Source organism: Gammaproteobacteria bacterium (assembly GCA_030680605.1).
GTDB lineage: Bacteria > Pseudomonadota > Gammaproteobacteria > SURF-13 > SURF-13 > JAQBXX01.
This window is the reverse complement of the sequence record JAUXUQ010000022.1, coordinates 18480-40542: the sequence shown is the minus strand read 5'-3', so window position 1 is coordinate 40542 and position 22063 is coordinate 18480. Positions and strand designations below refer to the sequence as shown.

The 22063-nt window shown below is 60.1% G+C and carries 24 protein-coding genes; 14 read left to right on the top strand and 10 right to left on the bottom strand.

The window, feature by feature from the left end; genetic code table 11:
• Positions 1-85: 85 nt before the first annotated feature.
• A complete protein-coding gene (locus tag Q8L89_08855; GenBank protein MDP1709154.1) occupies positions 86-439 on the top strand; it encodes a peptide chain release factor-like protein in 354 nt (117 codons plus the stop codon).
• A 2-nt stretch (positions 440-441) separates the two neighbouring features.
• On the opposite strand, the gene mnmE is transcribed toward Q8L89_08855, so the two are convergent.
• The 5 genes from mnmE to rpmH are packed head-to-tail and all read right to left on the bottom strand — an operon-like array spanning position 442 to position 4245.
• Positions 442-1827, bottom strand: a complete 1386-nt coding sequence (mnmE, locus tag Q8L89_08850; GenBank protein MDP1709153.1) for a tRNA uridine-5-carboxymethylaminomethyl(34) synthesis GTPase MnmE — start codon at positions 1825-1827, stop codon at positions 442-444.
• A gap of 23 nt (positions 1828-1850) precedes the next feature.
• Positions 1851-3524, bottom strand: coding sequence for a membrane protein insertase YidC (gene yidC, locus Q8L89_08845; GenBank protein MDP1709152.1), 1674 nt, complete (start codon positions 3522-3524; stop codon positions 1851-1853).
• Positions 3521-3751 carry a membrane protein insertion efficiency factor YidD gene (yidD, locus tag Q8L89_08840; GenBank protein MDP1709151.1) on the bottom strand — a complete coding sequence of 77 codons (231 nt, stop codon included), beginning with the start codon at positions 3749-3751 and terminating at the stop codon, positions 3521-3523. Before yidD ends, yidC begins: the two co-directional genes overlap by 4 nt.
• Positions 3736-4101: a ribonuclease P protein component gene (gene rnpA / locus Q8L89_08835; protein ID MDP1709150.1), complete on the bottom strand. Its 366-nt coding sequence runs from the start codon at positions 4099-4101 to the stop codon at positions 3736-3738. The genes yidD and rnpA overlap by 16 nt, the downstream gene beginning before the upstream one ends.
• 9 nt (positions 4102-4110) lie before the next feature.
• Positions 4111-4245 (bottom strand): 50S ribosomal protein L34, encoded by a 135-nt coding sequence (rpmH, locus tag Q8L89_08830; protein MDP1709149.1) that lies wholly within the window; start codon positions 4243-4245, stop codon positions 4111-4113.
• A 175-nt stretch (positions 4246-4420) separates the two neighbouring features.
• Here rpmH and dnaA point away from each other — a divergent pair, with 175 nt between their 5' ends.
• From dnaA to Q8L89_08790, 8 genes are all read left to right on the top strand, one after another.
• On the top strand, positions 4421-5752 hold the full coding sequence (dnaA, locus tag Q8L89_08825; protein MDP1709148.1) for a chromosomal replication initiator protein DnaA: 1332 nt from the start codon (positions 4421-4423) through the stop codon (positions 5750-5752).
• 186 nt (positions 5753-5938) lie between these two features.
• Entirely contained in the window at positions 5939-7042 is a 1104-nt protein-coding gene (gene dnaN / locus Q8L89_08820; GenBank protein ID MDP1709147.1) for a DNA polymerase III subunit beta, read from the top strand.
• A 57-nt stretch (positions 7043-7099) separates the two neighbouring features.
• Positions 7100-9517: a DNA topoisomerase (ATP-hydrolyzing) subunit B gene (gyrB, locus tag Q8L89_08815; GenBank protein ID MDP1709146.1), complete on the top strand. Its 2418-nt coding sequence runs from the start codon at positions 7100-7102 to the stop codon at positions 9515-9517.
• On the top strand, positions 9514-10041 hold the full coding sequence (locus Q8L89_08810; protein MDP1709145.1) for a TlpA disulfide reductase family protein: 528 nt from the start codon (positions 9514-9516) through the stop codon (positions 10039-10041). Before gyrB ends, Q8L89_08810 begins: the two co-directional genes overlap by 4 nt.
• Before the next feature lie 28 nt (positions 10042-10069).
• Positions 10070-10492, top strand: a complete 423-nt coding sequence (gene hemJ / locus Q8L89_08805; GenBank protein ID MDP1709144.1) for a protoporphyrinogen oxidase HemJ — start codon at positions 10070-10072, stop codon at positions 10490-10492.
• A gap of 153 nt (positions 10493-10645) precedes the next feature.
• Positions 10646-11077 carry a TonB-system energizer ExbB gene (gene exbB / locus Q8L89_08800; protein MDP1709143.1) on the top strand — a complete coding sequence of 144 codons (432 nt, stop codon included), beginning with the start codon at positions 10646-10648 and terminating at the stop codon, positions 11075-11077.
• Positions 11067-11441, top strand: coding sequence for a biopolymer transporter ExbD (locus tag Q8L89_08795; protein ID MDP1709142.1), 375 nt, complete (start codon positions 11067-11069; stop codon positions 11439-11441). Before exbB ends, Q8L89_08795 begins: the two co-directional genes overlap by 11 nt.
• Complete coding sequence (locus Q8L89_08790) at positions 11438-12163, top strand: energy transducer TonB (GenBank protein MDP1709141.1); 726 nt, start codon at positions 11438-11440, stop codon at positions 12161-12163. The genes Q8L89_08795 and Q8L89_08790 overlap by 4 nt, the downstream gene beginning before the upstream one ends.
• A gap of 38 nt (positions 12164-12201) precedes the next feature.
• On the opposite strand, the gene Q8L89_08785 is transcribed toward Q8L89_08790, so the two are convergent.
• Positions 12202-12507: a hypothetical protein gene (locus Q8L89_08785; GenBank protein ID MDP1709140.1), complete on the bottom strand. Its 306-nt coding sequence runs from the start codon at positions 12505-12507 to the stop codon at positions 12202-12204.
• Between the two features lie 199 nt (positions 12508-12706).
• Here Q8L89_08785 and Q8L89_08780 point away from each other — a divergent pair, with 199 nt between their 5' ends.
• From Q8L89_08780 to Q8L89_08770, 3 genes are all read left to right on the top strand, one after another.
• Positions 12707-14842: a TonB-dependent receptor gene (locus tag Q8L89_08780; GenBank protein ID MDP1709139.1), complete on the top strand. Its 2136-nt coding sequence runs from the start codon at positions 12707-12709 to the stop codon at positions 14840-14842.
• A 95-nt stretch (positions 14843-14937) separates the two neighbouring features.
• Positions 14938-15393: a ferritin-like domain-containing protein gene (locus Q8L89_08775; protein ID MDP1709138.1), complete on the top strand. Its 456-nt coding sequence runs from the start codon at positions 14938-14940 to the stop codon at positions 15391-15393.
• A 140-nt stretch (positions 15394-15533) separates the two neighbouring features.
• On the top strand, positions 15534-15926 hold the full coding sequence (locus Q8L89_08770; protein ID MDP1709137.1) for a hypothetical protein: 393 nt from the start codon (positions 15534-15536) through the stop codon (positions 15924-15926).
• A gap of 77 nt (positions 15927-16003) precedes the next feature.
• Here Q8L89_08770 and Q8L89_08765 read toward each other — a convergent pair whose 3' ends face one another.
• Entirely contained in the window at positions 16004-17395 is a 1392-nt protein-coding gene (locus Q8L89_08765; protein MDP1709136.1) for a DegQ family serine endoprotease, read from the bottom strand.
• A gap of 110 nt (positions 17396-17505) precedes the next feature.
• Positions 17506-17955 carry an Hsp20/alpha crystallin family protein gene (locus tag Q8L89_08760; GenBank protein MDP1709135.1) on the bottom strand — a complete coding sequence of 150 codons (450 nt, stop codon included), beginning with the start codon at positions 17953-17955 and terminating at the stop codon, positions 17506-17508.
• 191 nt (positions 17956-18146) lie between these two features.
• Between Q8L89_08760 and Q8L89_08755 the strand changes: the two genes are divergently transcribed.
• Both Q8L89_08755 and Q8L89_08750 read left to right on the top strand, forming a co-directional pair.
• On the top strand, positions 18147-18530 hold the full coding sequence (locus Q8L89_08755) for a DoxX family protein (protein ID MDP1709134.1): 384 nt from the start codon (positions 18147-18149) through the stop codon (positions 18528-18530).
• Positions 18531-18551: 21 nt separating this feature from the next.
• Positions 18552-19142, top strand: a complete 591-nt coding sequence (locus tag Q8L89_08750) for a DUF4202 domain-containing protein (protein MDP1709133.1) — start codon at positions 18552-18554, stop codon at positions 19140-19142.
• Positions 19143-19216: 74 nt separating this feature from the next.
• Here the strand turns inward: Q8L89_08750 and Q8L89_08745 are convergent, their stop codons facing one another.
• The gene (locus Q8L89_08745) at positions 19217-20077 is read right to left on the bottom strand and encodes a hypothetical protein (protein MDP1709132.1); all 861 of its coding nucleotides are present in this window, start codon (positions 20075-20077) and stop codon (positions 19217-19219) included.
• A gap of 27 nt (positions 20078-20104) precedes the next feature.
• Positions 20105-21991 carry a molecular chaperone HtpG gene (gene htpG / locus Q8L89_08740; protein ID MDP1709131.1) on the bottom strand — a complete coding sequence of 629 codons (1887 nt, stop codon included), beginning with the start codon at positions 21989-21991 and terminating at the stop codon, positions 20105-20107.
• Positions 21992-22063 lie beyond the last annotated feature (72 nt).

The window sequence follows — 22063 nt, the reverse complement described above, 5'->3', positions numbered from 1 at the left end:
AGCTTCGGCAGGCCGGACTTGGCGGGCCTGCCGAAGTCATTTGTCTTGCTCCCGCCGGTTGCGTTTTCAGCGCCGCCGCGCCCACATGACAAAAATCACCCTGCCGGCCTCGGATGCCGGACTGCTCGCGCAGTGCGCTCTGCAAACCTTCCGCGCCCGTGGCAAAGGTGGCCAGCACGTCAACACCACCGACAGCGCGGTACGTCTTATTCACCGGCCGAGCGGCCTGCGGGTCAGCTCGCAGCAGGAGCGCAGCCAGCACCTGAACAAGCGCCTGTGCATTCAAAAGCTGCGCGCCAAGGTGGCGCGACTGAATTACCAGCCACCCAAGCGCGTCAAGACCCGCGTACCGCGCAGAGTGCGGGAAAAAATCCTGGTGACAAAAACAAGACAGGGCAACAAGAAGCGGCTGCGTGCGAAACCGGCCGCCGATGATTGAGCTTACTTGCCGATACAAAAGCTGGAAAAAATCCGGCCCAGCAAATCCTCGGTTGTAAATGCCCCGGTAATTTCCGCCAGCGCATTTTGCGCCTGACGCAATTCTTCCGCCAACAGCTCACCCGCCCGCCGCGCGCGTAATTGCTGGCAACCGCTCTCCAGCGCCGCGCGTGCACGTATCAGCGCCTCCAGATGGCGGCGGCGCGCACTGAAGATACCGGCGCTCGCGCCCAGATAGCCCGCACTTTCCTGCAACCGCTCGCGCAGCAAATCCATGCCGGCGCCGGTTGTCGCCGACAACCTGACAACGGCGTGGGCTGTCTCATCCTCGCGCTGCGGCGGGCGGCGGCTGAGATCACACTTGTTGGAAACAACGGTGAGTGCAACGTCTGCGGACATGGCCGCGATTGTGGCTCGATCTTCTGCGGCGAGACCTGCCACATCATCCACCACCAGCAGCACATGATCCGCCTGCGCCAGCTCGGCCTGCGCCCGCCGCATGCCTTCCTGTTCTATGATGTCGCCGCTTTCCCGCATGCCTGCCGTATCCATCAGGTGCAACGGCAACCCATTGAGCTGGATCGCCTCGCGCAGCACGTCGCGCGTGGTGCCGGGAATGCCGGTAACTATCGCGGCCTCGCGCCCGGCCAGACAATTCAACAAGCTCGATTTGCCCACATTCGGCCGGCCCGTGATCACTACCCGCAAACCCTCGCGCAGCAAACTGCCCTGACGTGCGCCAGCCAAAACGGCATCGAGGTCACGTAACAATGTCTGCGCGCGCTCGCCCACGTGCGGCGCCGACAGAAAATCCACGTCGTCATCGGCGAAGTCGATGGCAGCTTCGACATGGGCGCGCAACTCCGTTATCTGTTCTATAAGCTTGCGAATGCGTGCCGAGAAGTCTCCTGCCAGCGAACGTTGCGCCGCCCGCGCAGCCTGCTCGGTGCTGCTTTCAATCAGGTCGGCAATGGCCTCAGCCTGGGCAAGGTCCAGCTTGCCATTGAGAAATGCGCGCTCGGAAAATTCGCCCGCCCGCGCCAGGCGCGCGCCCAGATTGATCACGCGCTGCAACAGCAAGTCCATAACCACCGGGCCGCCGTGGCCATGCAGCTCCAGCACGTGCTCGCCCGTGAAGGAGTGCGGCGCAGGAAAGTAGAGCGCCAGTCCACGATCCAGCGGCATGCCTTCGTGATCGCGGAAGCTCGTGTACTCGGCGTATCGGGGTGAGGGGAGTTTGCCCAGAAACTGCTGGGCAATGGCAGGCACGGCCGGGCCGGAGACGCGCACCACACCGACGCCGCCGCGGCCCGGCGGTGTGGCAATGGCAACAATGGTATCGGCAAAACCAGACGCTGGGGGTAAGGAATCCGGGGCTAGTAAAGACATGGCTTTTTGCTCGCCACCAACGACTAGCCTCTCGCCGCGGCCTCTACTTTGCGCGTGACGTGCCACTGCTGCAGAATCGAGAGGGCATTATTCGCCACCCAGTACAGCACCAGCCCGGACGGAAAGAAGGCGAAGAAAAAGGTAAAGATGACCGGCAGCGCCATCATCACCTTGGCCTGCAGGGGGTCCGGTGGTGGCGGGCTGAGCTTCATCTGTATAAACATGGTGGCGCCCATCAGCAGCGGCAACACGTAGTACGGATCCTTGCTGGACAGATCGTTGAGCCATAGTATAAATGTCGCCTGCCGCAGCTCGACGCTCTCCAGCAGCACCCAGTAGAGTGCGATAAACACAGGGATCTGTACCAGTACCGGCAGACAACCGCCGAGCGGATTGATCTTTTCGGTCTTGTACAACTCCATCATGGCCTGGCTCATGCGCTGGCGGTCATCACCAAAGCGCTCGCGGATGCTTACGATGCGCGGCTGCAAACGGCGCATATTGGCCATCGAGCGGTAGCTCGCCGCTGACAGAGGATAAAACACCAGCTTGATTACCAGGGTGAGCAACACGATCGACCAGCCCCAGTTCTTCACCACGCTGTGTATGTGCTCCAGCAACCAGAACAGCGGCTGTGCCAGCATGGTGAGAATGCCGTAGTCTACGGTGAGCTCGAGCCCCGGCGCGACCACCTCCAGCTGGCTTTGAATCTTGGGGCCGATATAAAGCGTGAGGCCGAGGGTGGCGGTTTCACCCGGCTTGATCAGGCGCTCCGGGCCCACCAGGCCCAGAATATAGCGCGGGCTGTCCAAGCCCTCGCGTAGCGCCTTGCTGTAGTAGTGGCTGTTTTCGCCCGCCGGCGGCACCCAGGCGCCGACAAAATAATGTTGCAGCATGGCGGCCCAACCACCCTTAATATCGCGGTTCAGGTTCTGGCTGCTCATCTGGCCGAAGTCGATTTTTTCGTATTTATTTTCCGGGCTGGTAATCACGCCGCCCATATAGGTATAAATAAAGCTCGACTGATTGGTCGTGTCTTCGACCCGCTGCATCTGCCCGTAGGCATGGGCCTTGAGTTCTTGCGCGGTGGTGTTGTTCACCACATGCGCCACCTTGATCTCGTAACTGCTGCGGCCGAAGGTGTAAGTCTTTTCTACCACTACGCCTTCCGGGCTGGTCCAGCGCAGGCGCACCGGCAAGCTGTCCTGACCCTCTTCCAGGCGATACTCGGTTTGCTCCGCCGTGAATTGGGCATGATGATCCGGGCCGTTGACCCCTGCGAGAAGCCCGCTTTGCACGACGAACAACCGGGCCGGTGTTTCGGACAACAAGCGAAAGCGCTCAGGCTTACCCGCCTTGGCGGCATAGGCGAGCAGATCCAGCTGGCGCAGATCGCCGCCCAGGGTGTCGATTTCCAGATCCAGCACATCCGTCACCACGCGCACCCGCTGGGCCGTAGGCAGGGCGGTCACAGCACTCCTCGCATTGGGGGCGGGCGTGGTCTCGGCCTGCGCCTCCGCGAGCGTTGGGGCAGGGGTTTGCAACGCCGGGATATCGGCATTGTTGGGGGCGGGTTGCGCCAGGGTGGCGGCCGTTTCCGGCACTGGGGCGTGATCCTGCACCCATGCCTGCCAGATCAGAAACAGGATAAAGCCCAACGACAAAAACAAAATCAGCCGCATGTTGTCACTGTTCATGTCAACTGCTCCTTGCGCGTCGGCACCGGGTCATAACCCCCCGGCCGCCACGGGTGGCAGCGTGCGAGCCGACGCACGGTAAGCCAACCTCCACGCAGCGCACCATGCCGCTGAATGGCGGTCTGTGCGTAACATGAGCAGCTCGGCTCAAAGCGACAGTGACTGCCCAGCCAGGGGCTGAACAGATAGCGATAGATGCGGAGCAGAAAGATCAGGATTTGTTGCATTGGATAAAACTGGACCAGGCCTTGTCAAGGATAGCGTGCAGCTCGCGTTTATTCTTCAGGACAGCGCCCTGGCGCGGAATGACCACAAAATCCAGCGCATCCAGGTGCTGCCTGCGGAGGCGGAATGTCTCTCGCACGATCCTCTTTATGCGGTTGCGCGCCGCAGCAGTGCGTATGGTTTTGCTTGAAACAGCGAGGCCGAGACGCGCGTTGCCGGTGTTGTTTTGCTGGGCCAGCAGCGTGAAATACCTGTCTCCCGCCTTTTTTTGCGGGTGATCAAAAACCCGCCGGAAGTCTGCCGCTGAAACAAGCCTGAGATTTCTGGTGTAGCGGAATACGCCCGGGGTCAATGCCGCGCGTCAGGCGCTCAGCCGCGCACGGCCCTTGGCGCGGCGCGCGTTCAGAATTTTGCGACCGCCCTTGGTGCTCATGCGGGCACGAAAGCCGTGAACACGGGCGCGCTTCAGTTTGCTTGGCTGATAAGTACGTTTCATGAGGGCTCGCGTTATGCCGCTAAAATTAAACGCGAAGTATGCCAAGTCTGTCTCTGCCCGTCAATCAGTGTTTGTTTCTGGCCGACGCCCAACACCAACTATGGCGAACACCCCTTGGCAGGTATACACTCCAGCGATAACGTCGAAGACATTCATACAAGCAGGACTGTAAACCGTGGGACTCTGGGAGAAGTGCCTCGGGCACCTCGAGGCGGGGCTGTCCGCGCAAGAATTCAATAACTGGATACGCCCGCTGCATGCTATCGAGGATGGCAGCAGCATACGGCTGCTTGCGCCCAACCGCTTTGTGCTGGATTGGGTCTACGATCGCTACCTTACACGCATCATCGAAATTATTAGCGACCTCAAAAGCGGCCTCTCTCCCCAGGTAACGCTCGAGGTAGGCGAGCGGCACAGCCCTCCACCAGCCACTGCGCCTGCATCGGCCGCCAGCACCCGCCGGGCCCACCCCGGGGACACGGCGTATCAAAACACCCTTAACGCCGACTACACCTTCAGCAACTTTATCGCCGGCAAATCAAACCAGCTCGCGCATGCCGCTGCCTGCCAGGTCGGAGAGCGCCCCGGCAGCGCCTATAACCCCCTGTTCATTTACGGTGGTGTGGGGCTGGGCAAGACCCACCTGCTCCACGGCATCGGCAATCACATCAAGCTGGCCCGGCCTGAGGCGCGTGTGGTTTATCTTCACTCAGAGCGGTTCGTCGCGGACATGGTCAAGGCATTGCAACACAACACCATGGCCGACTTTAAACGCTTTTACCGTTCTGTGGATGCGCTGCTTATCGATGACATTCAGTTCTTTGCCGGCAAGGAGCGTTCACAGGAAGAGTTTTTTCACACCTTTAACGCACTGCTTGAGGGTCAGCGCCAGGTTGTTCTGACCTGTGACCGCTACCCCAAAGAGGTACGCGGGCTCGAGGAGCGGCTGGTCTCGCGTGTGGGCTGGGGCCTGTCTGTCATAATCGAGCCTGCGGAGCTTGAGACACGTGTTGCCATCCTGATGAGCAAGGCCGCGCTATCCGAGGTCAGCTTGCCACACGAGGTCGCTTTTTTTATCGCCAAACGCTTCCGTTCCAACATTCGCGAGCTAGAGGGTGCGCTGCGACGCGTAGTTGCCAACTCGAACTTCACCGGCCAGCCCATTACGCTGGACTTTGCCAAAGATGCCTTGCGTGACCTGCTTGCCATCCAGGACAAACAGGTCACCATTGAAAACATCCAGAAGACGGTCGCTGAATATTACAAAATCCGCGTTGCCGACCTGCTTTCTCCGCAACGCACGCGCACCATGGCGCGGCCCCGGCAGATGGCCATGGCACTGTCTAAAGAGCTTACCAACCACAGCCTGCCGGAAATCGGCCGTGCCTTTGGTGGCCGCGACCACACAACAGTGCTGCATGCCTCGCGCAAGGTCGCCTCTTTGCGTGAGTCTGACGCCCGCTTCAGCGAAGACCACTCTATATTGGTACGGACGCTTACAACCTGAGGATATCCTGTGGGTACATTTCCTGGAGACACGGCAGGCATTTTCTACCCCTGTCCCAGCATGAGTTATCCACAGGGATGGCTTGTGGGATTATAACGTAATACTATGATTTAATGTAATTTTTTTTGTTATCCCGTGTGCGGGGCGCCCTATAACAACCTCAAGAGTAAATTAAGGAAGACTTTAATGAAACTTAGCATACAGCGAGAAGCCTTACTAAAGCCGTTACAGCTGGTTACCGGTGTCATCGAACGCAAGCATACGCTCCCCATCCTGGCAAATGTCTTGTTGTCCTTGGAGCAGGGGAAGATTACCCTCACGGGAACCGATCTTGAGATAGAGGCCAAGGTCTCCACAGGACACGACGGTGGGCAGGATGGGGCTATAACGCTGCCCGCGCGGAAGCTGCTGGATATCGTGCGAACACTGCCAGAGCAGTCAATCATCGAGCTCACAGAGGAAAAAGGCAAGGCAACCCTGCGCGCCGGCAAGAGCCGGTTTAGCCTGGTTACCCTGCCAGCGGCAGATTTTCCACAGGTAGGCACACAAACCGCGAAGACCAGCCTGCGGATGACCCAAGCAGAACTGAAACGGCTGCTGGATCGTACCCAGTTTGCCATGGCGCAGCAGGACGTGCGTTATTACCTGAATGGCTTGTTGTTGGAGATCACCGACACGCAACTCCACGCGGTTGCGACAGATGGGCACCGCTTGGCCATGTGTAGCATGGCGTTGCCGGGAGGGAGCGCGAGCGAGCCACAGCAGGTGATCGTGCCGCGTAAGGCTGTGCTTGAGCTCGCCCGTATACTGGAGGGGTCGGAGCAGCCGGTGGGAGTAACGGTGAGCACGAACCACATCCAGTTTTCTGCTGACGGCATCACACTAACAACCAAGCAAATCGACGGACGGTTCCCGGATTACCAGCGGGTGCTACCGCGCGGAGGCGATAAAGTCGTGACTGCAGACCGGGAACTCTTGCGGCAGGGGCTGGTACGCACCGCCGTTATCTCAAATGAGAAACTGAGGAGCGTGGCGTTGCAGCTGGAGGCGGGTGTGATCAGGATGCATACGCACAACCCGGAACAGGAAGAGGCAGATGAGGAGGTCGCTGTTGAGTACGAGGGGCCGGAGCTGCGGATAGGATTCAATATCACCTACCTGCTGGATGCCATAGGCGCCACACCGGGAGAGCGCGTGCAAATGACCCTCAGCGACGCGAACAGCAGTTGTCTTATTCAGGCCGTAGGCGATGAACACAGCAAGTATGTCATCATGCCCATGCGCCTGTAACCGCTGTTCCACGTGAAACACAGCGGGATCCAAACCCTGCTATAATACGGCATCCGCATGAGCGCCAACCCGACATACGATTCTGCCAACATCAAGGTCCTGAAGGGGCTGGATGCGGTGCGCAAACGCCCCGGGATGTACATTGGCGACACCGACGACGGCACAGGGTTGCACCACATGGTCTTCGAAGTGGTCGATAACGCCATCGATGAGGCCTTGGCCGGCCACTGTGACACCATAGGCGTAGTTATCCACAGCGACAACAGCATCACGGTCACAGACAATGGCCGCGGTATTCCGGTTGATCTCCACCCCGAGGAAGGGCGCTCAGCCGCCGAGGTTGTGATGACCGTCCTGCATGCGGGCGGCAAATTTGATGATAACTCCTACAAGGTTTCCGGTGGCCTGCACGGCGTCGGGATTTCCGTAGTAAATGCGCTTTCGGAGCTGCTGCGCCTCACCATCCGCCGCGACGGCAGGCTGCATTTTCAGGAATATCACCTGGGTGTACCCCAAGCCCCGCTGCTGGTCATCGGTGAGACGAGCCAGACCGGCACCGAGGTATACTTTAAACCCAGCCCCACGATTTTTACCCAGACTGAGTTCCATTACGACGTGCTGGCCCAGCGGCTGCGGGAGCTGTCGTTCCTGAACTCCGGGGTGTGTATTCGGCTGGAAGACGAGCGCAGCGGCAAGTCCGACGTGTTTGAGTACCAGGGCGGTATCCAGGCCTTTGTCGAACACCTGAACCGTAACAAGACACCGCTGCACGGCAAGGTGTTCTATGTCGACGTCCAGCGCGACGGCATCGGCGTGGAGGCCGCGCTGCAGTGGAACGACTCCTATCAGGAAAACATCTTCTGCTTCACCAACAACATACCGCAGCGCGACGGAGGTACCCACCTCGCCGGCCTGCGCGGCGCGCTTACCCGCACCCTCAACCAGTACATCGAGCGCGAAGGCAGCGCCAAACAGGCCAAGATTACCACCACTGGCGATGACACCCGCGAGGGCTTGACCGCCGTGTTGTCGGTCAAGGTGCCGGATCCGAAGTTTTCCTCCCAGACCAAGGAAAAGCTGGTCTCATCTGAGGTCAAGGCCGTGGTGGAGTCCGCCGCCAACGAGGCGCTGGCGGCCTTTCTGCTGGAAAACCCGGCCGAGGCCCGCGCTATCACCGCCAAGATCATCGACGCCGCCCGCGCCCGCGAGGCGGCGCGCAAGGCGCGGGAAATGACCCGTCGCTCGAGCGCCCTCGACCTCGCCGGGCTGCCCGGCAAGCTGGCGGATTGCCAGGAACGCGACCCGGCCCAGTCGGAGCTGTTTCTGGTAGAGGGCGACTCGGCAGGCGGCTCTGCCAAACAGGGGCGTGACCGTAAAAATCAGGCCGTGCTACCGCTCAAGGGCAAGATACTCAACGTCGAAAAGGCACGCTTTGACAAGATGCTGTCATCGGCCGAGATTGGTACCCTGATCACTGCGCTCGGCTGTGGCATTGGGCGCGAAGAGTATGTGCCGGACAAGCTGCGTTACCACCGCATCATCATCATGACCGACGCTGATGTAGACGGCTCGCATATCCGGACCCTGCTGCTGACATTCTTTTTCCGGCAGATGCCGGAGCTGGTCGAGCGCGGCCATATCTATATCGCCCAGCCCCCGCTATACAAGGTCAAGCGCGGCAAGCAGGAGCGCTACGTTAAGGACGACGCCGAATTGAGCGCTGACCTTGCGCAGACGGCGCTGCAGGATGCCGCGCTGCACACCGGGGCCAACGCGGCCGTCATCCGCGATGTGCCCCTGACCGAGCTGGCGCAGGGGTATCTGATGGTGATGGCCATCATCCGTCGCCTGACACGCCGCTACAGCGCGCCGCTACTGGAAAAAATTATCTACATGCCACTGCTGGACGGTGTACCGGTTCTGCGTGACGAAGACCGCACCCAGGCCTGGTTCGCTGAGCTGGAGCGGCGCCTGAACAGCGACGAGACGGCTATGCGCTACCAGGTCAGTCTGCATACCGATGTCGAAACCGGCGCCTGCCGAGGCCGCATCAGCGCCACCCAGCACAACCTGCGCAACGACTACGAGCTGGGCGCCGACTTCTTCGGCAGCGAGGACTACCGTCAGCTGGCCGCGCTCGGTCAACGCCTCAATGGCCTGTTGGCAGACGGGGCCTATGTACAGCGTGGCGAGCAACGTTGCGACGTGCGCAGCTTCAAGCAAGCCATAGACTGGTTGCTGGAGGAGTCGCGCCGTGGGCTGCATATCCAGCGCTACAAGGGTTTGGGTGAGATGAATCCCGAGCAGCTGTGGGATACCACCATGGATCCAACGACCCGCCGCCTGCTACGGGTACAGATCGAAGACGCCGTAGCCGCCGATGAGGTATTCACCCTGCTGATGGGCGACCAGGTAGAACCCCGCCGCGATTTTATCGAGAAGAACGCGCTCGCAGCCTCTAACCTCGACATATGATTCGCCCCCTGAAGCTGCGCGACGGAGTGACCCTGCTGGTAGTGGTGGCGCTGTTGCTCACCGGTGCCTGGATCTGGTCGCGTCCGGTCGGTCTGGCACAGGTGCCAGATGTGGCGCTGACCTCGCTCGATGGGCAGACTCTGCGGTTTGCGGCCATGCGCGGCCAGCCTATGCTGGTGACCTTCTGGGCTACCACTTGCCCGAGTTGCGTAAAAGAGATGCCGCATCTGGTGGAGTTGTACCACGAGCTGGCGCCACGGGGTCTGCAGATGGTGGGTGTGGCCATGTACTACGACGTCCCCGAGGATATCCGCACCCTGGTGCGCTTGCGCCAGCTACCCTATATTATCGGCCATGACGCCGACGGCAGCGTGGGGCGCGCCTTCGGCAACGTCATTCTCACCCCGACCACGTTTCTGGTGGCGGCCGACGGACGCATTGTTTACCAGCGCGTAGGCGAGGCCGACATCACGCAGTTGCGCACCACATTGCTGGGGCTGCTTCCTGGGGGCGCACGCACCTGATCGGGGTGTTCGCGCAAGCGCGTCTATCATGCTCTGGGTCAAGGCCTTTCACGTCATCTTCATGGTGAGCTGGTTTGCAGGCCTGTTCTATCTCCCGCGCCTGTTTGTCTATCACGCGCAGTGCGAGGACGCCGCCGGCAACGAGCGCTTCAAGGTCATGGAGCACAAGCTGTTTTTCTTCATCACGCCGTGGGCCATCCTGACCACCCTGTTCGGACTATGGATGCTGTGGGATTATGCCTGGGCGCTTTATTCCAACCAAGGTTGGCTGCACGCCAAATTATTTTTGGTGCTGCTGCTCATTGCTTATCACATTTACTGCTACAAGCTGATGCGCGACCTTCAATTTGAGCGCAAGCGCAAAAGCCACATGTTTTATCGCTGGGTCAACGAAGCCCCGGTGCTGCTGCTGCTTGCTATCGTCATCCTCGCCGTTGTTAAGCCGCTCTAGCGGCCCCTCGCCACTGACCACCGGACTGGTTGCTCCGGCCCTTAAAATGAGCCACCTGCCTCATAGGGGGCGCCTTGACAGCCGTATTGACCCCAAGATTGATAATGATTACAATTATCATTTAGAACCACAGAATTTCATGAGTGCTGAATGATGACCCTGCTTGCCAGTTTGATTGACTACGGCGTCATCGGTACGCTGGTGCTGCTCAGCATGTGGGCGGTCGCCATTACCGTGGAGCGGCTGTCCCTGTACCGGCGCATTGATGTGGCGGCGTTTCCCAGCGCCCAGGCGCTCGAAACCGAGTTGACCCGGCGGCTGACCGTGATCGGCACCGTGGCGGCCAACGCCCCCTACATCGGCCTGCTCGGCACGGTGTTCGGCATCATGCTCACTTTTCACACCATGGGCACGGAGGGCAACATGGACGTGCGCTCCATCATGGTGGGTTTGAGCCTGGCGCTCAAGGCCACGGCCGTGGGCCTGCTGGTCGCCATTCCCTGCGTGGCGATGAATAACATGCTGCGGCGGCGCGTGAAGGAGCTGGTCACCCGCTACCAGGCCGGGGTGCTGCATGGATCATGACCTGGATCAGATCAACGTCATCCCGCTGGTGGACGTGATGCTGGTGCTGCTGGTCATCGTGCTTACCACCGCCACCTTTATTTCCACGGGCCAGATTCCCGTGGAACTGGCCAAGGCCAGACACGCTACGGCAGCGCTGGAAAAGCCGGTGGTGATCACGCTCCAGTCCGACGGCGGCGTGTACGTGAATCAGCAGGCGGTGGCGATGGATGCCTTGGACGTCGCGCTGGGAAGCTATGCCAGGGAAACGCCGATTATCGTGCGCGCGGATCGTGCCACCCTGCTGGAGCGTTTTGTGACGCTGGTGGATACCGTTAAAGACGCCGGCTTTACGCAGGTCAGCCTGGAAGTGGAGCGCTCATGAGCGCGGTCGTGTTCGAGGGCTATCGCCCCGGGCGCCTGGATGGCTGGAGTACGTCACTGGTGCTGCATGGCGCGCTCGGCGGCCTGATCCTGTTCGCCATCATGGGGGCTGAAAAACCCTCGCTGCCGGAGTCGTTTCGCTGGGATGTGGCGTTCCTGTCAGCCGCTCCCGCGCAGACACCCGTAGCGCAGGTAAAGCCAGCCGAGCCGCTCGTGGCGCAGGCGCAACCGCCTGCGCCGCCTCCCGTTCCGCGCCCAAGCCGTGTTGTTACGCCCGATCCGGTTGTGGCCCGGCAGGCCGTCCCTGAGGCACCCGCCGTGACCGAGGCCGTTGCCCCGGTTCAGCAACAGGCAGCGGTGTCCGCCGCCCCCGTCCCCGTCATAGCACAGGCACAGCCGAGTGAACCGGAGGCGTCCCCCCCGTCCGCCGTTGTTGACACCGGCTGGCTGGCTGATCTGTTGTGGCGCCGGATGGAGGCGTTGAAACGCTACCCCTACCTTGCCCGGCGCAACGGCTGGGAAGGGCAGGTGCTAATCAAGGCCATCATCGGCGCAGACGGCCGCCTGCTGCATGCGGAAATCCAGCAAAGCTCCGGGCATGAGGCGCTCGATCAGGATGCCCTGAAAGTGCTGCGCGCCTCCACGCCGCTGGAACTGGAACAGAATCCCTCCTGGCAACAGGCAATGCTTACCATTCCCGTCGCTTACCGGCTTCAGCGTTAAGCTCGATTCCTTCGAGCGGACTTGATCAGAGAGATGCCTTAGCGGGATTGTGCGCCCGCGCCGCGCGTGGGCTCCGGCGCGCATTCGCCGCACGTCAGGCAGGCATCGGCCAGCGCCTGCCCAACGGTACCGATCCCGCACATCCGCGCCGTGCCGGCAAGGAGAAACAAGTCCTTGAACAGGCGCTGGAGCTCGGTGCGCGCCGCGCAGTCACGCCCGGCATCCTTCCGGCAAACCCAATCCAGGCGCACCGCCCCCCGTTCGTCCACCAGCCGCAGGCGAGGCGCGCCGTTTTCCAGCCAGGCATCAACGCTGTAACGCACGGATGGTTCCCTCGTGTGCAAAACAAACCTATCTTAATGCAAATGATAATCATTGATATTTAAATTGCAAGCCCTGTGTGCCTCCGTTTCGCCCGCTTTTCCATAAGTCAGACATAAAGCATAAATGCTATTGCAAATCATTCTCATTAAGTTTAATATCCATACCCGAAGCTTGGGCGTGGCCTCTGGCGGCCATTGTTAAACGTAAAAGTGTAACCGGATGAAGAGGAGAAAAAATGTGTTTTCAAGAAAACAAATCAATATCGCGGTTTTGATGGCCCTGGCCTGGCCCGGGGCGGCAGCGTTCGCACAACAAGAGGAGGAGGACGGTTCCGTCAAGGCGCCCACGGTGCAGGTCATCGGCACGCCGGAGGCGCTGGAGGGCATTCCCGGTTCCGGCGAGATCCTGGACAAGCAGACGCTGGAAACAAGCCGCGTGTTCACCACCAGCGAAGCGCTGCGCAAGCTGCCGGGCATCAACGTGCGCGACGAGGAGGGTTTCGGCCTGCGCCCCAACATCGGTATCCGCGGACTCAATCCGACGCGCTCGACCAAAATCACGCTGCTGGAGGATGGCGTCCCGCTCTCCTACGCTCCCTATGGTGACAACGCCAGCTACTACCATCCGCCCATTGACCGCTACGAGCGCATCGAGGTGCTGAAGGGCGCGGGCCAGATTCTCTACGGGCCGCAGACCATCGGCGGCGTCATCAACTACATCACCCCCCTGCCTCCCGCCACGCCGGGTGGTTCCATCACCTTGAGCGGCGGCAATCGCGATTATCTCAATGGCCACCTTAACTATGGCGGCACCTGGGGCGGCAACGGCCTGTTGTTCGATTACATCCGCAAACAGGGCGACGGCGCGCGCGACAACATCCATTCCGAACTCAATGACGCCAATTTCAAGGCCGTGCTGGGCCTGGGCGCGCAACAGGCGTTGACGCTGCGCGCCAACTACTACAGCGAAGACTCCAACGTCACCTACTCGGGCCTTACGCAAGCGGAGTTCAACAACTTCGGCGCTCGCTACAACCCGTTCAAGAATGACTTCATGTACACCGACCGCTACGGCGCATCGGCCACCCATGAGCTGGTCTTCAATGACAATGTGGTGCTGACCACCAATCTCTATGGCTCCATTTTTCTACGCGACTGGTGGCGGCAGGCCAGCACCACCACGGACAATCAGTGCGGCTTTAACGCTGCCCGGCTCGCCGGCACGGCGGTTGATCCCGACACCTGCAACTCAATTCAGGGCCGGCTGCGCGAGTACTACACCTGGGGCATCGAACCGCGCCTGCGCGTCAGCCACAACCTGTTCGGCGTGAGCAGCGAGGCGGACCTGGGTGTGCGCGCCCACTATGAGACGCAGGAACGCATCCAGATGAACGGCACATCGCCCACCGCCCGTAGCGGAACCATAGCGGAGAATAACCTGCGCGAGACCGATGCCTACGCGGTGTTCGCGCAGAACCGCTTCCTGCTCGGCGACTGGACGCTGACGCCCGGACTGCGCTTTGAATATATCGACAGCTCGCGCACCAATAATCTCACCAGCGGCACCGGCAGCGACACGCTCGGCCAATGGATTCCCAGCCTCGGCGGCACTTACAGCCCCGGCAAGGCGCTGACCGTGTTCGCCGGCGTGCACCGCGGCTTCGCCCCGCCGCGCACCGAGGACATCATCGGCGGGACCGGTACCAGCACCGACGTCGGGCCCGAACTGTCCGTCAACTGGGAGCTCGGGCTGCGCGCCGAACCGATGGCCGGGACGAACCTGCAGGCGACGCTGTTCCGCAACGACTTCTCGCGTCAGATCGCGGTCGGCTCCATCGCCGGCGGCAGCACGCCGCTCGCCCAGGGCGAGACTCTGTATCAGGGGCTCGAACTCTCCGGCAGAACGGGCCTGCCCGCCGGTATGTATCTGCGCGGAGCCTACACCTGGCTGCCCACGGCGGAGCAGACCACCCCCTTCACGCAAGTGGTCAGCGGCGCACTCGTCTCCGGCAGCGCGGCCGGCAACCGTCTGCCGTACGCGCCCAAGCACCTGCTGACGGCGGCGCTCGGCTATGCCATGGGCGGATTGGACATGCAGATCGAGGGGGTATACGTGGGCGAGCAGTTCAGCGACTTCGCCAGCACGGTTGCGCCGACCACCGACGGGCAGAAGGGGCTGATTAACGATTACACCATCTGGAACGCCACGCTGAACTACCACTTCAAGCCCGAGCGCACCACGCTGTTCCTGACGGTGAAAAACCTGGCCGACAAAACCTACATCGTGGACCGCACGCGCGGCATCCTGCCCGGCAGCCCGCGCCTGATTCAGGCCGGCATCCAGTACGCGTTTTGAGGATGTAAGATAAGTCTGAACAGCGCCGCCGGGGATGGCCGTTTCAACATCCCCGGCGGCTGCATACGACTAACACGCAAGAGAAGGAGCACATTATGGAACTCGACAAGAAGGCGGCGGCGGAAGTTTTGAATCGCATCCTCGAACTGGAGCTGGCCGGCGTGGTGCGCTACACGCACTATGCGCTGATGGTGTATGGCTACAACCGTATTCCCATCGTCAGTTGGCTGCGCGAGCAGGCGAACGAAAGTTTGTCTCATGCCCAGCAGGCGGGCGAGATGATCACCCAGCTCGGGGCGCATCCCTCGCTGGCCCTTGGCCCGCTGCTGGAAACCCACAAACACGACATCGGCGACATCCTGCGCGAATCGCTGGAGCATGAACGCGAGGCTCTCAAGGCATACCACGAGCTATTGAACCTGGTGAAGGACCGTTCGGTGTGGCTGGAGGAATATGCCCGCGACATGATTTACAAAGAGGAACAGCACCAGGGCGATGTGGACAAGATGCTGCGCAAGCCGGGCGATATTGACGCCTTTGCCGGGCGCTAGGGCGGCAGAGACAACGGCGGATTCAGCTTCGGGACACAGGTTACGAGTTTTGGCGATTACTCTCGCTGGCTTATACGGGGCGCTTTGCGCGCCCCGTGTTTTTTGAAAGAATGGGGACGCCTATGACAAAAGGAGCAAATGTGAAGCGAAACACACTCGCACTCATTATTATGGGCGTTATCGGTTTGGCATTTACAGGTGCGGTCAACGCCGGGGAAGAAGGCCCGGCGCTCAGCTACCAGGCGCAAAACCCGGAACAGGAAATGGCGGCGTCGGTGAGTGGTTTAATCGAGTGGGCAAAGGGTGAGATGGAGGAACACCAGGGCGAGGGGTTATTTAAATACCGGCCCCGGGATGAGCAGCTCATCCAGGACATGATCGCCTTTGCCGAGGAACTGCAAGCCAAGGGCGCGGCGGCGAAAAAGACGGGGGACATGCGCAAGGCGCGCGTGTACTACCACAGTGCTGAGGCCGCCGCTCAGTACGCCGCGCGCATGCCGCACATGCTGGAGGCGCGCAGCGCCAAGAAATAGCGTCCAACGAATCAGTAAGTCACGGTGTTCTAAGTCCTTCGTGACACAGGGATTGTCAGGCAGATTTGCAGCCTGACCTAGCGGATTACGATAAACAGCGCCGCGCCGTCGCGGCGCACGTTGAATAGCAGCGGACCGGGATTTTTTTGCGTGACGCTGACCAGATCGTCAGGTGTGCGCACAGGCTTGCGGTTAATCGAAAGCACCATGTCGCCCGGGCGTAGCCCGGCTTGTGCTGCGCGGCTACTGGGGTCTACATCCACTACAGGAATGCCGTCGAGCTTGCCAAACATCGGCGAGTTTTCATCCACGGCCCCGAACACGACACCAGCCAGCCGCGCGTCTTCGTGCGGGGCGCCGACACGCGCTTGCTGCGAGTCTTCCTTCACCACCACCTCGATACGGCGTGTTTTTCCTTCACGCAGAACATCCAGCTGAACCTTTTCACCGACGCGCAGCAGACCGATGGCATTGCGCAACATGCCGCCATCGCGCGCCGGCTGGCCATTGACGGTGGTGATGATATCGCCCGCCTTGACGCCCGCCTTGTCTGCCGCCGAGCCCGGCGTCACTTGCGACACCACGGCGCCTTGCAATGCGGCGCCCGGCGCGAGATTAAACGCCTGTGCCAGTTCCGGGGTAAGGTCTTGCACCTGTATCCCGAGGCGGCCGCGGCGCACTTTGCCGAACTCAATCAGCTGCGCCATGATGTTGCTCGACATATTGGTGGGAATGGCGAAGCCGATGCCGATATTGCCCCCGCCGGGGGCCAGGATCGCAGTATTGAGCCCGACCAGCTCGCCGCGCAGATTCACCAGCGCGCCGCCGGAGTTGCCGGGGTTGATCGAGGCGTCGGTTTGAATGAAGTCCTCATAGCCCTCGATGCCGAGCCCGGTGCGGCCCAGCGCGCTCACGATGCCGGAGGTAACCGTCTGGCCGAGACCGAAGGGGTTGCCTATCGCTACTACAAAATCACCCACACGCAACTTGCTGGAATCGGCCAGCGGCAGCGCCGTCAGCCGGTCGGCCTGAATCTGGATTACCGCCACGTCGGCCTCGGGATCCGTGCCGATCACCTTGGCCTGCAGGCTGCGCCGGTCGCGCAGCGTGACAGTGATCTCGTCGGCGTTGGCGATCACGTGATGGTTGGTGAGGATGTAACCACGCTTGGCGTCTACGATCACGCCGGAGCCCAGGCTTTGCGAGTCACGCTCGCGCGGCTGGTCGGGAATGCCAAAAAAGCGCCGAAAAAAAGGATCGTTGAGCAGCGGGTTGTTCTGTATCGCCACCTTGCCGCGCGTGGCAATATTGACCACGGCAGGTGTCACCTGCTCCAGCATGGGTGCCAGTGTGGGGAGCGGCTGATTCTGCGAGTCGGCAGGAGGTAATGCAGCGGCGGCGGTACCAGCCGCGAGCAGCAAGGCGCTCAGAAAAAAGGCAAACAGAGGGAGCCGGTGCAGACGGGTCATGGGGGTTCCTGTGGGCGGGGGAGGTTCTGTAGGTTTAGAGTGCGTGGGGCGACATGAGTTCCAGGCACAAAGGCAAGGGGGGCGGGAACCGCCACCCCTTGCCTGTGCGGTCAGTCATTCACCTTTACGCTGATCTTGCGTGCCTGTACCCGCTCGTGCTTTGGAATGACGATCTCCAGCACACCGTGCTTGCCGTGGGCACTGATCTTGTCGGCGTCTGCGGTGTCGGGCATGCTGAAGCGCCGGTAAAAGCTGCCACGGGTGCGCTCGACGCGCTTGTAGTCCTGGCCCTCATCGGTCTTTTCGCTCGCCCGCTCACCCTTGATGGAGAGCAGCCCGTTTTCCATCGTGACTTCAATGTCCTTGGGGTCGACGCCGGGGATGTCGGCCAGAATGACAAAACGTTTGTCCTCTTCCTTGATGTCCACGCGCGGTATCCAGTCGCTGGTAACCACGTTGCCGTTGTCTTCGCTGCTCGGCAGGCGGTCGTCAAACAGCCGGTTCATTTCATTTTGCAGCCGGGTCAACATGTTCCACGGCTCATAGCGTACCAGGGTCATAAGCTACCTCCTTTGATGGGTTGTGAAAAAAGCCCGTACATCCGGGATGTAGGTCTGGGGGGGGCAATTTTCAAGGGCGAGGGATGGCAATAGATGGGGGATTTGCTACTATGGCGGGGCTGTCAAACGCACGCGATGCGTGCACAGGTTCCAACAATACCAGACAAGGAGCTCGCACCATGACATGCAACATGTTGAAACAATACGGCCCATTGGCCGGACGCATTCTTCTGGCGCTGATTTTCATCCTCGCAGGCTATGGCAAGATCAACGGCTGGGATGGCACGCTGGGCTTTATGGCCAGCAAGGGCCTGCCTATGCCCGAGGTACTGCTCGGGCTGACCATCCTCATCGAGCTGGGCGGTGGCCTGCTGCTGTTGGTGGGCTTTCAGGCGCGCTGGGCGGCGCTCGCCCTCTTCCTGTTTTTAATCCCGGTAACACTGATTTTTCATCCGTTCTGGGCGGTCGCTGGTGAGTACAATGCCTTCATGAAAAATCTCGCCATCATGGGCGGCATGCTGTACGTCATGACCTACGGCAGCGGGCCTTACAGCGTCCAGCAAGAAAAGTGTTAGTCAGTACGCGCGCGTAGCAGGATGCAGGATGCGCGCTTCCGCACGGCCATTGAACGCATGGACGCGTTCAACCGTGCGGACCCCAACCGCGAAGCCGTCGCGGGCGAGAACTACCCCAAGGAACTGCTCTACGCCGAGCGCATGACCGCACAACTGGCGCGGCTTGCGCCTGTGGCCTCGGAGGCCCTGCAACTGGCGGTGCGCAGCCAGCACATCGGCCGTTGGACGCTGCCGCGCAGCAATTACCCGATGGACCGGCGCGGCTATCACCAGTGGCGCACCGAGCTCGCCCGCTTTCACGCCCGAACCGCGCGCGACATCCTGCTGGAGGTGGGTTACGACGAGGTGACCATCACGCGCGTCGAAAGCCTGCTGAAAAAAGCCAACCTGAAAACCGACCCCGAAGCACAGCTACTGGAAGATACTGCCTGCCTGGTATTTCTCGAACATTATTTTTCCGCCTTCGCGCAAAAACACGACCAGCAAAAGCTCATAGAAATCGTGCAAAAGACCTGGAAGAAAATGTCGTCACAGGCACAGCAGGCGGCACTGACGCTGGAGTTTGCGGATGCAGACCGGGCCGTGATAGAGAACGCGCTGTCTGCGGGCTGATTGTAACAAGTAGCCTGGATTCAGCGCAGCGGAATCCAGGAGATATTATTCCCTACGCTTGCGCAAACGAATTGCTAGGCACTTTTCCCGCCCGCTTCTATTAGATACCTAATAAACGCGATGCCCACATGGAGTGAAAGTTCGGCCTCGGACAATTTTGGCCGTTCCCCTTCGGAATGGCCATGCCTGACTAGCGGCGTTGCATTTGAAAAAACATACAACTTCTCTATCGCCTCAATCAGATGGCGTGAGTATCGCTGATCGTTTCTCATCACCTTAATAGCATCACCCAGTGTAGAGCAGTTCGGGTGCAAGACTCGCGCAACGCTTTCGATAGCGCTCACAATCTCCTTAATGCTATTTGCCTCGTCAACGGGATGCCTATACAGGTAGGAGGTCGCCTTTTGAAAGTGTATGCGCGCCGTGGCGAACCGATCCGTTAGAAGTTCTTCCGCCCGCTTGGATCGATCAGCCAGCGCCTTAGGTGTACTCCTATAAAGCTCCGAGTTTTCGTTAAGACTCCAACCAATAGAGTCCTCCTGAAACAGAGCATTTAGAGCATGCTGATGCTGCTTGAAATAATCGGATTCCGAGAACGGAGTTAAGTCATCTTTTTCAAGTAACTGCTTCCCGAGCATTTCCACGAAATCGTAGAACTCATACCACTTGCAGTCTTTCAGGTGTGTAGTTAATCCTTCCCAAGCACTTTCATGGCTGTAATCCCAGGGATCCGCCTCATCTCTAATCAACGCAGTAAACGCAAGGTGAACGTCATACGCATCTAGGGGTGTGGACGCGGAGGAGTACCTGCTGCTTTCACTGACAAACTTCCCCAATATTCCCTTTATATATCCAATGCGCATTGAGCGGGGAGCATCTTCAATAATCTGCTCTTGCTTCTCTTTGCTTGCTGTATATCTAGTGGAGAATTTCATCGCGCGCTCTAAAGTGCCTAACTAAGCTTATGCACCCATCTCCACCAGACGCTGATTCAAGCGTCGTACAAAAGCCACCGGGTCTTCCAGCTGGGCGCCTTCGGAGAGTTGGGCCTGATCGTACAGAATGTGTGCCCAGTCGCCGAAGCGTTCGTCGTCGGTCTCGGTGCCAATGCGGGTGACGAGCGGGTGCTCCATGTTGACCTCCAGTATCGGCTTGCTGTCCGGCACGGCCTGCCCTGCGGCTTTGAGGATGCGCTCAAGGTGCCCGCCCATGTCGTGAGTCTCACTTATGAGGCAGACCGGTGAAGTGGTGAGGCGCGCACTCACGCGCACATCCTTCACCCGGTCGCCGAGCGCGGTCTTGATGCGCTCAATCAGGCCCTGATTTTCGTCGGCGGATTTTTTCTGCTGCTCAGTGTCGGTCGCGCCCTCCACCTTGCCCAGATCAAGCTCGCCCTTGGCGGCGGAATGCAATTGCTTGCCGTCAAACTCGGTGAGGTGTGATACCAGCCACTCGTCCACCCGGTCGTGCAGCAGCAGCACTTCGACACCCGCCTTGCGCAGCAGCTCGATGTGCGGGCTGTGTTGGGCGGAGGCAAAGGTCTCGGCGGTGATGTAGTAGATTTTCTCCTGCCCCGGCTTCATGCGCAGGATATAGTCTGTGAGGGTGACGTCCTGCACGTCGGTGTCTTTGTGGGTGGAGGCGAAGCGCAGCAGCCGCGCAATACGCTCGCGGTTAGCGTGATCTTCTATCGCACCTTCTTTCAGTGCGCGCCCAAATTCTTTCCAGAAGCCAGCATACTTCTCGGCGTCTTTTTCGGCCACGTCTTCCAGCAGGCCGAGCACTTTCTTGGCCGCTGCCGCGCGCATGGTTTCAACCACCTTGTTGCCTTGCAGGATTTCGCGCGAGACGTTGAGCGGCAGATCGTTGGAGTCGATGACGCCGCGCACGAAGCGCAGATAGTTCGGCATGAGCTGCTTGGCGTCTTCCATGATGAACACGCGTCGCACATACAATTTTACGCCGTGACGGCTGTCGCGGTCCCAGAGGTCAAACGGCGCCCGCGCCGGCACGTAAAGCAGCAGGGTGTATTCCTGCTTGCCCTCAACGCGGCTGTGGATGTGCGCCAGCGGTGGCTCGAAGTCGTGCGCCACATGTTTGTAAAACTCGGTGTACTCGTCGTCGCTGATGTCGGCCTTGGGGCGCGCCCACAACGCCGAGGCGCGATTGACGGTTTCGTAGGCCTCGTTTTTCTCCTTGTCTTCGGACGGCAGCAGGATGGGCACGCTGATGTGGTCGGAATAGGTGCGGATGATGCTGCGCAGGCGGTAGCCTTCGAGAAATTCGTCCTCATTTTCGCGGAGGTGCAGCGTAACTTCGGTGCCACGGGTTTCCTTTTCCACGGTCTCGATGCTGTAGTCACCCTCCCCTCCCGATTCCCAACGCACGCCGTGCTCGGCGGTGAGGCCTGCGCGCCGGGTGGTGAGGGTGACCTTGTCGGCAACGATGAAGGCGGAATAAAAGCCGACACCAAACTGACCGATGAGGTGGGCGTCCCTGGCCTGGTCGCCGGTGAGTTTCTCAAAGAAGGCACGGGTGCCGGATTTGGCGATGGTGCCGATGCTGTCTATCACCTCGGCGCGGGTCATGCCGATGCCGTTGTCGGTGATGGTGACGGTGCGCTGTTCCTTGTCAAAATGGACGCGGAGGTTGAGGTCGCTGTCGCCTTCGTACAGGGCGTCGTCGGTGAGGGCCTCAAAGCGCAGCTTGTCGATGGCGTCGGAGCCATTGGAGATCAGCTCGCGTAAAAATATTTCTTTATTGCTGTAGAGCGAATGGATCATGAGGCCGAGCAGTTGCTTTACCTCGGCCTGAAAACCCAGGGTTTCCTTGTGTGCTGCTATCGTCATGGTGCGCTTCCTTCATGCTGAATCTGTGAGCCAAGCATTATACGTGGGGATCGCGGGCCGTGTTCTCAAGGG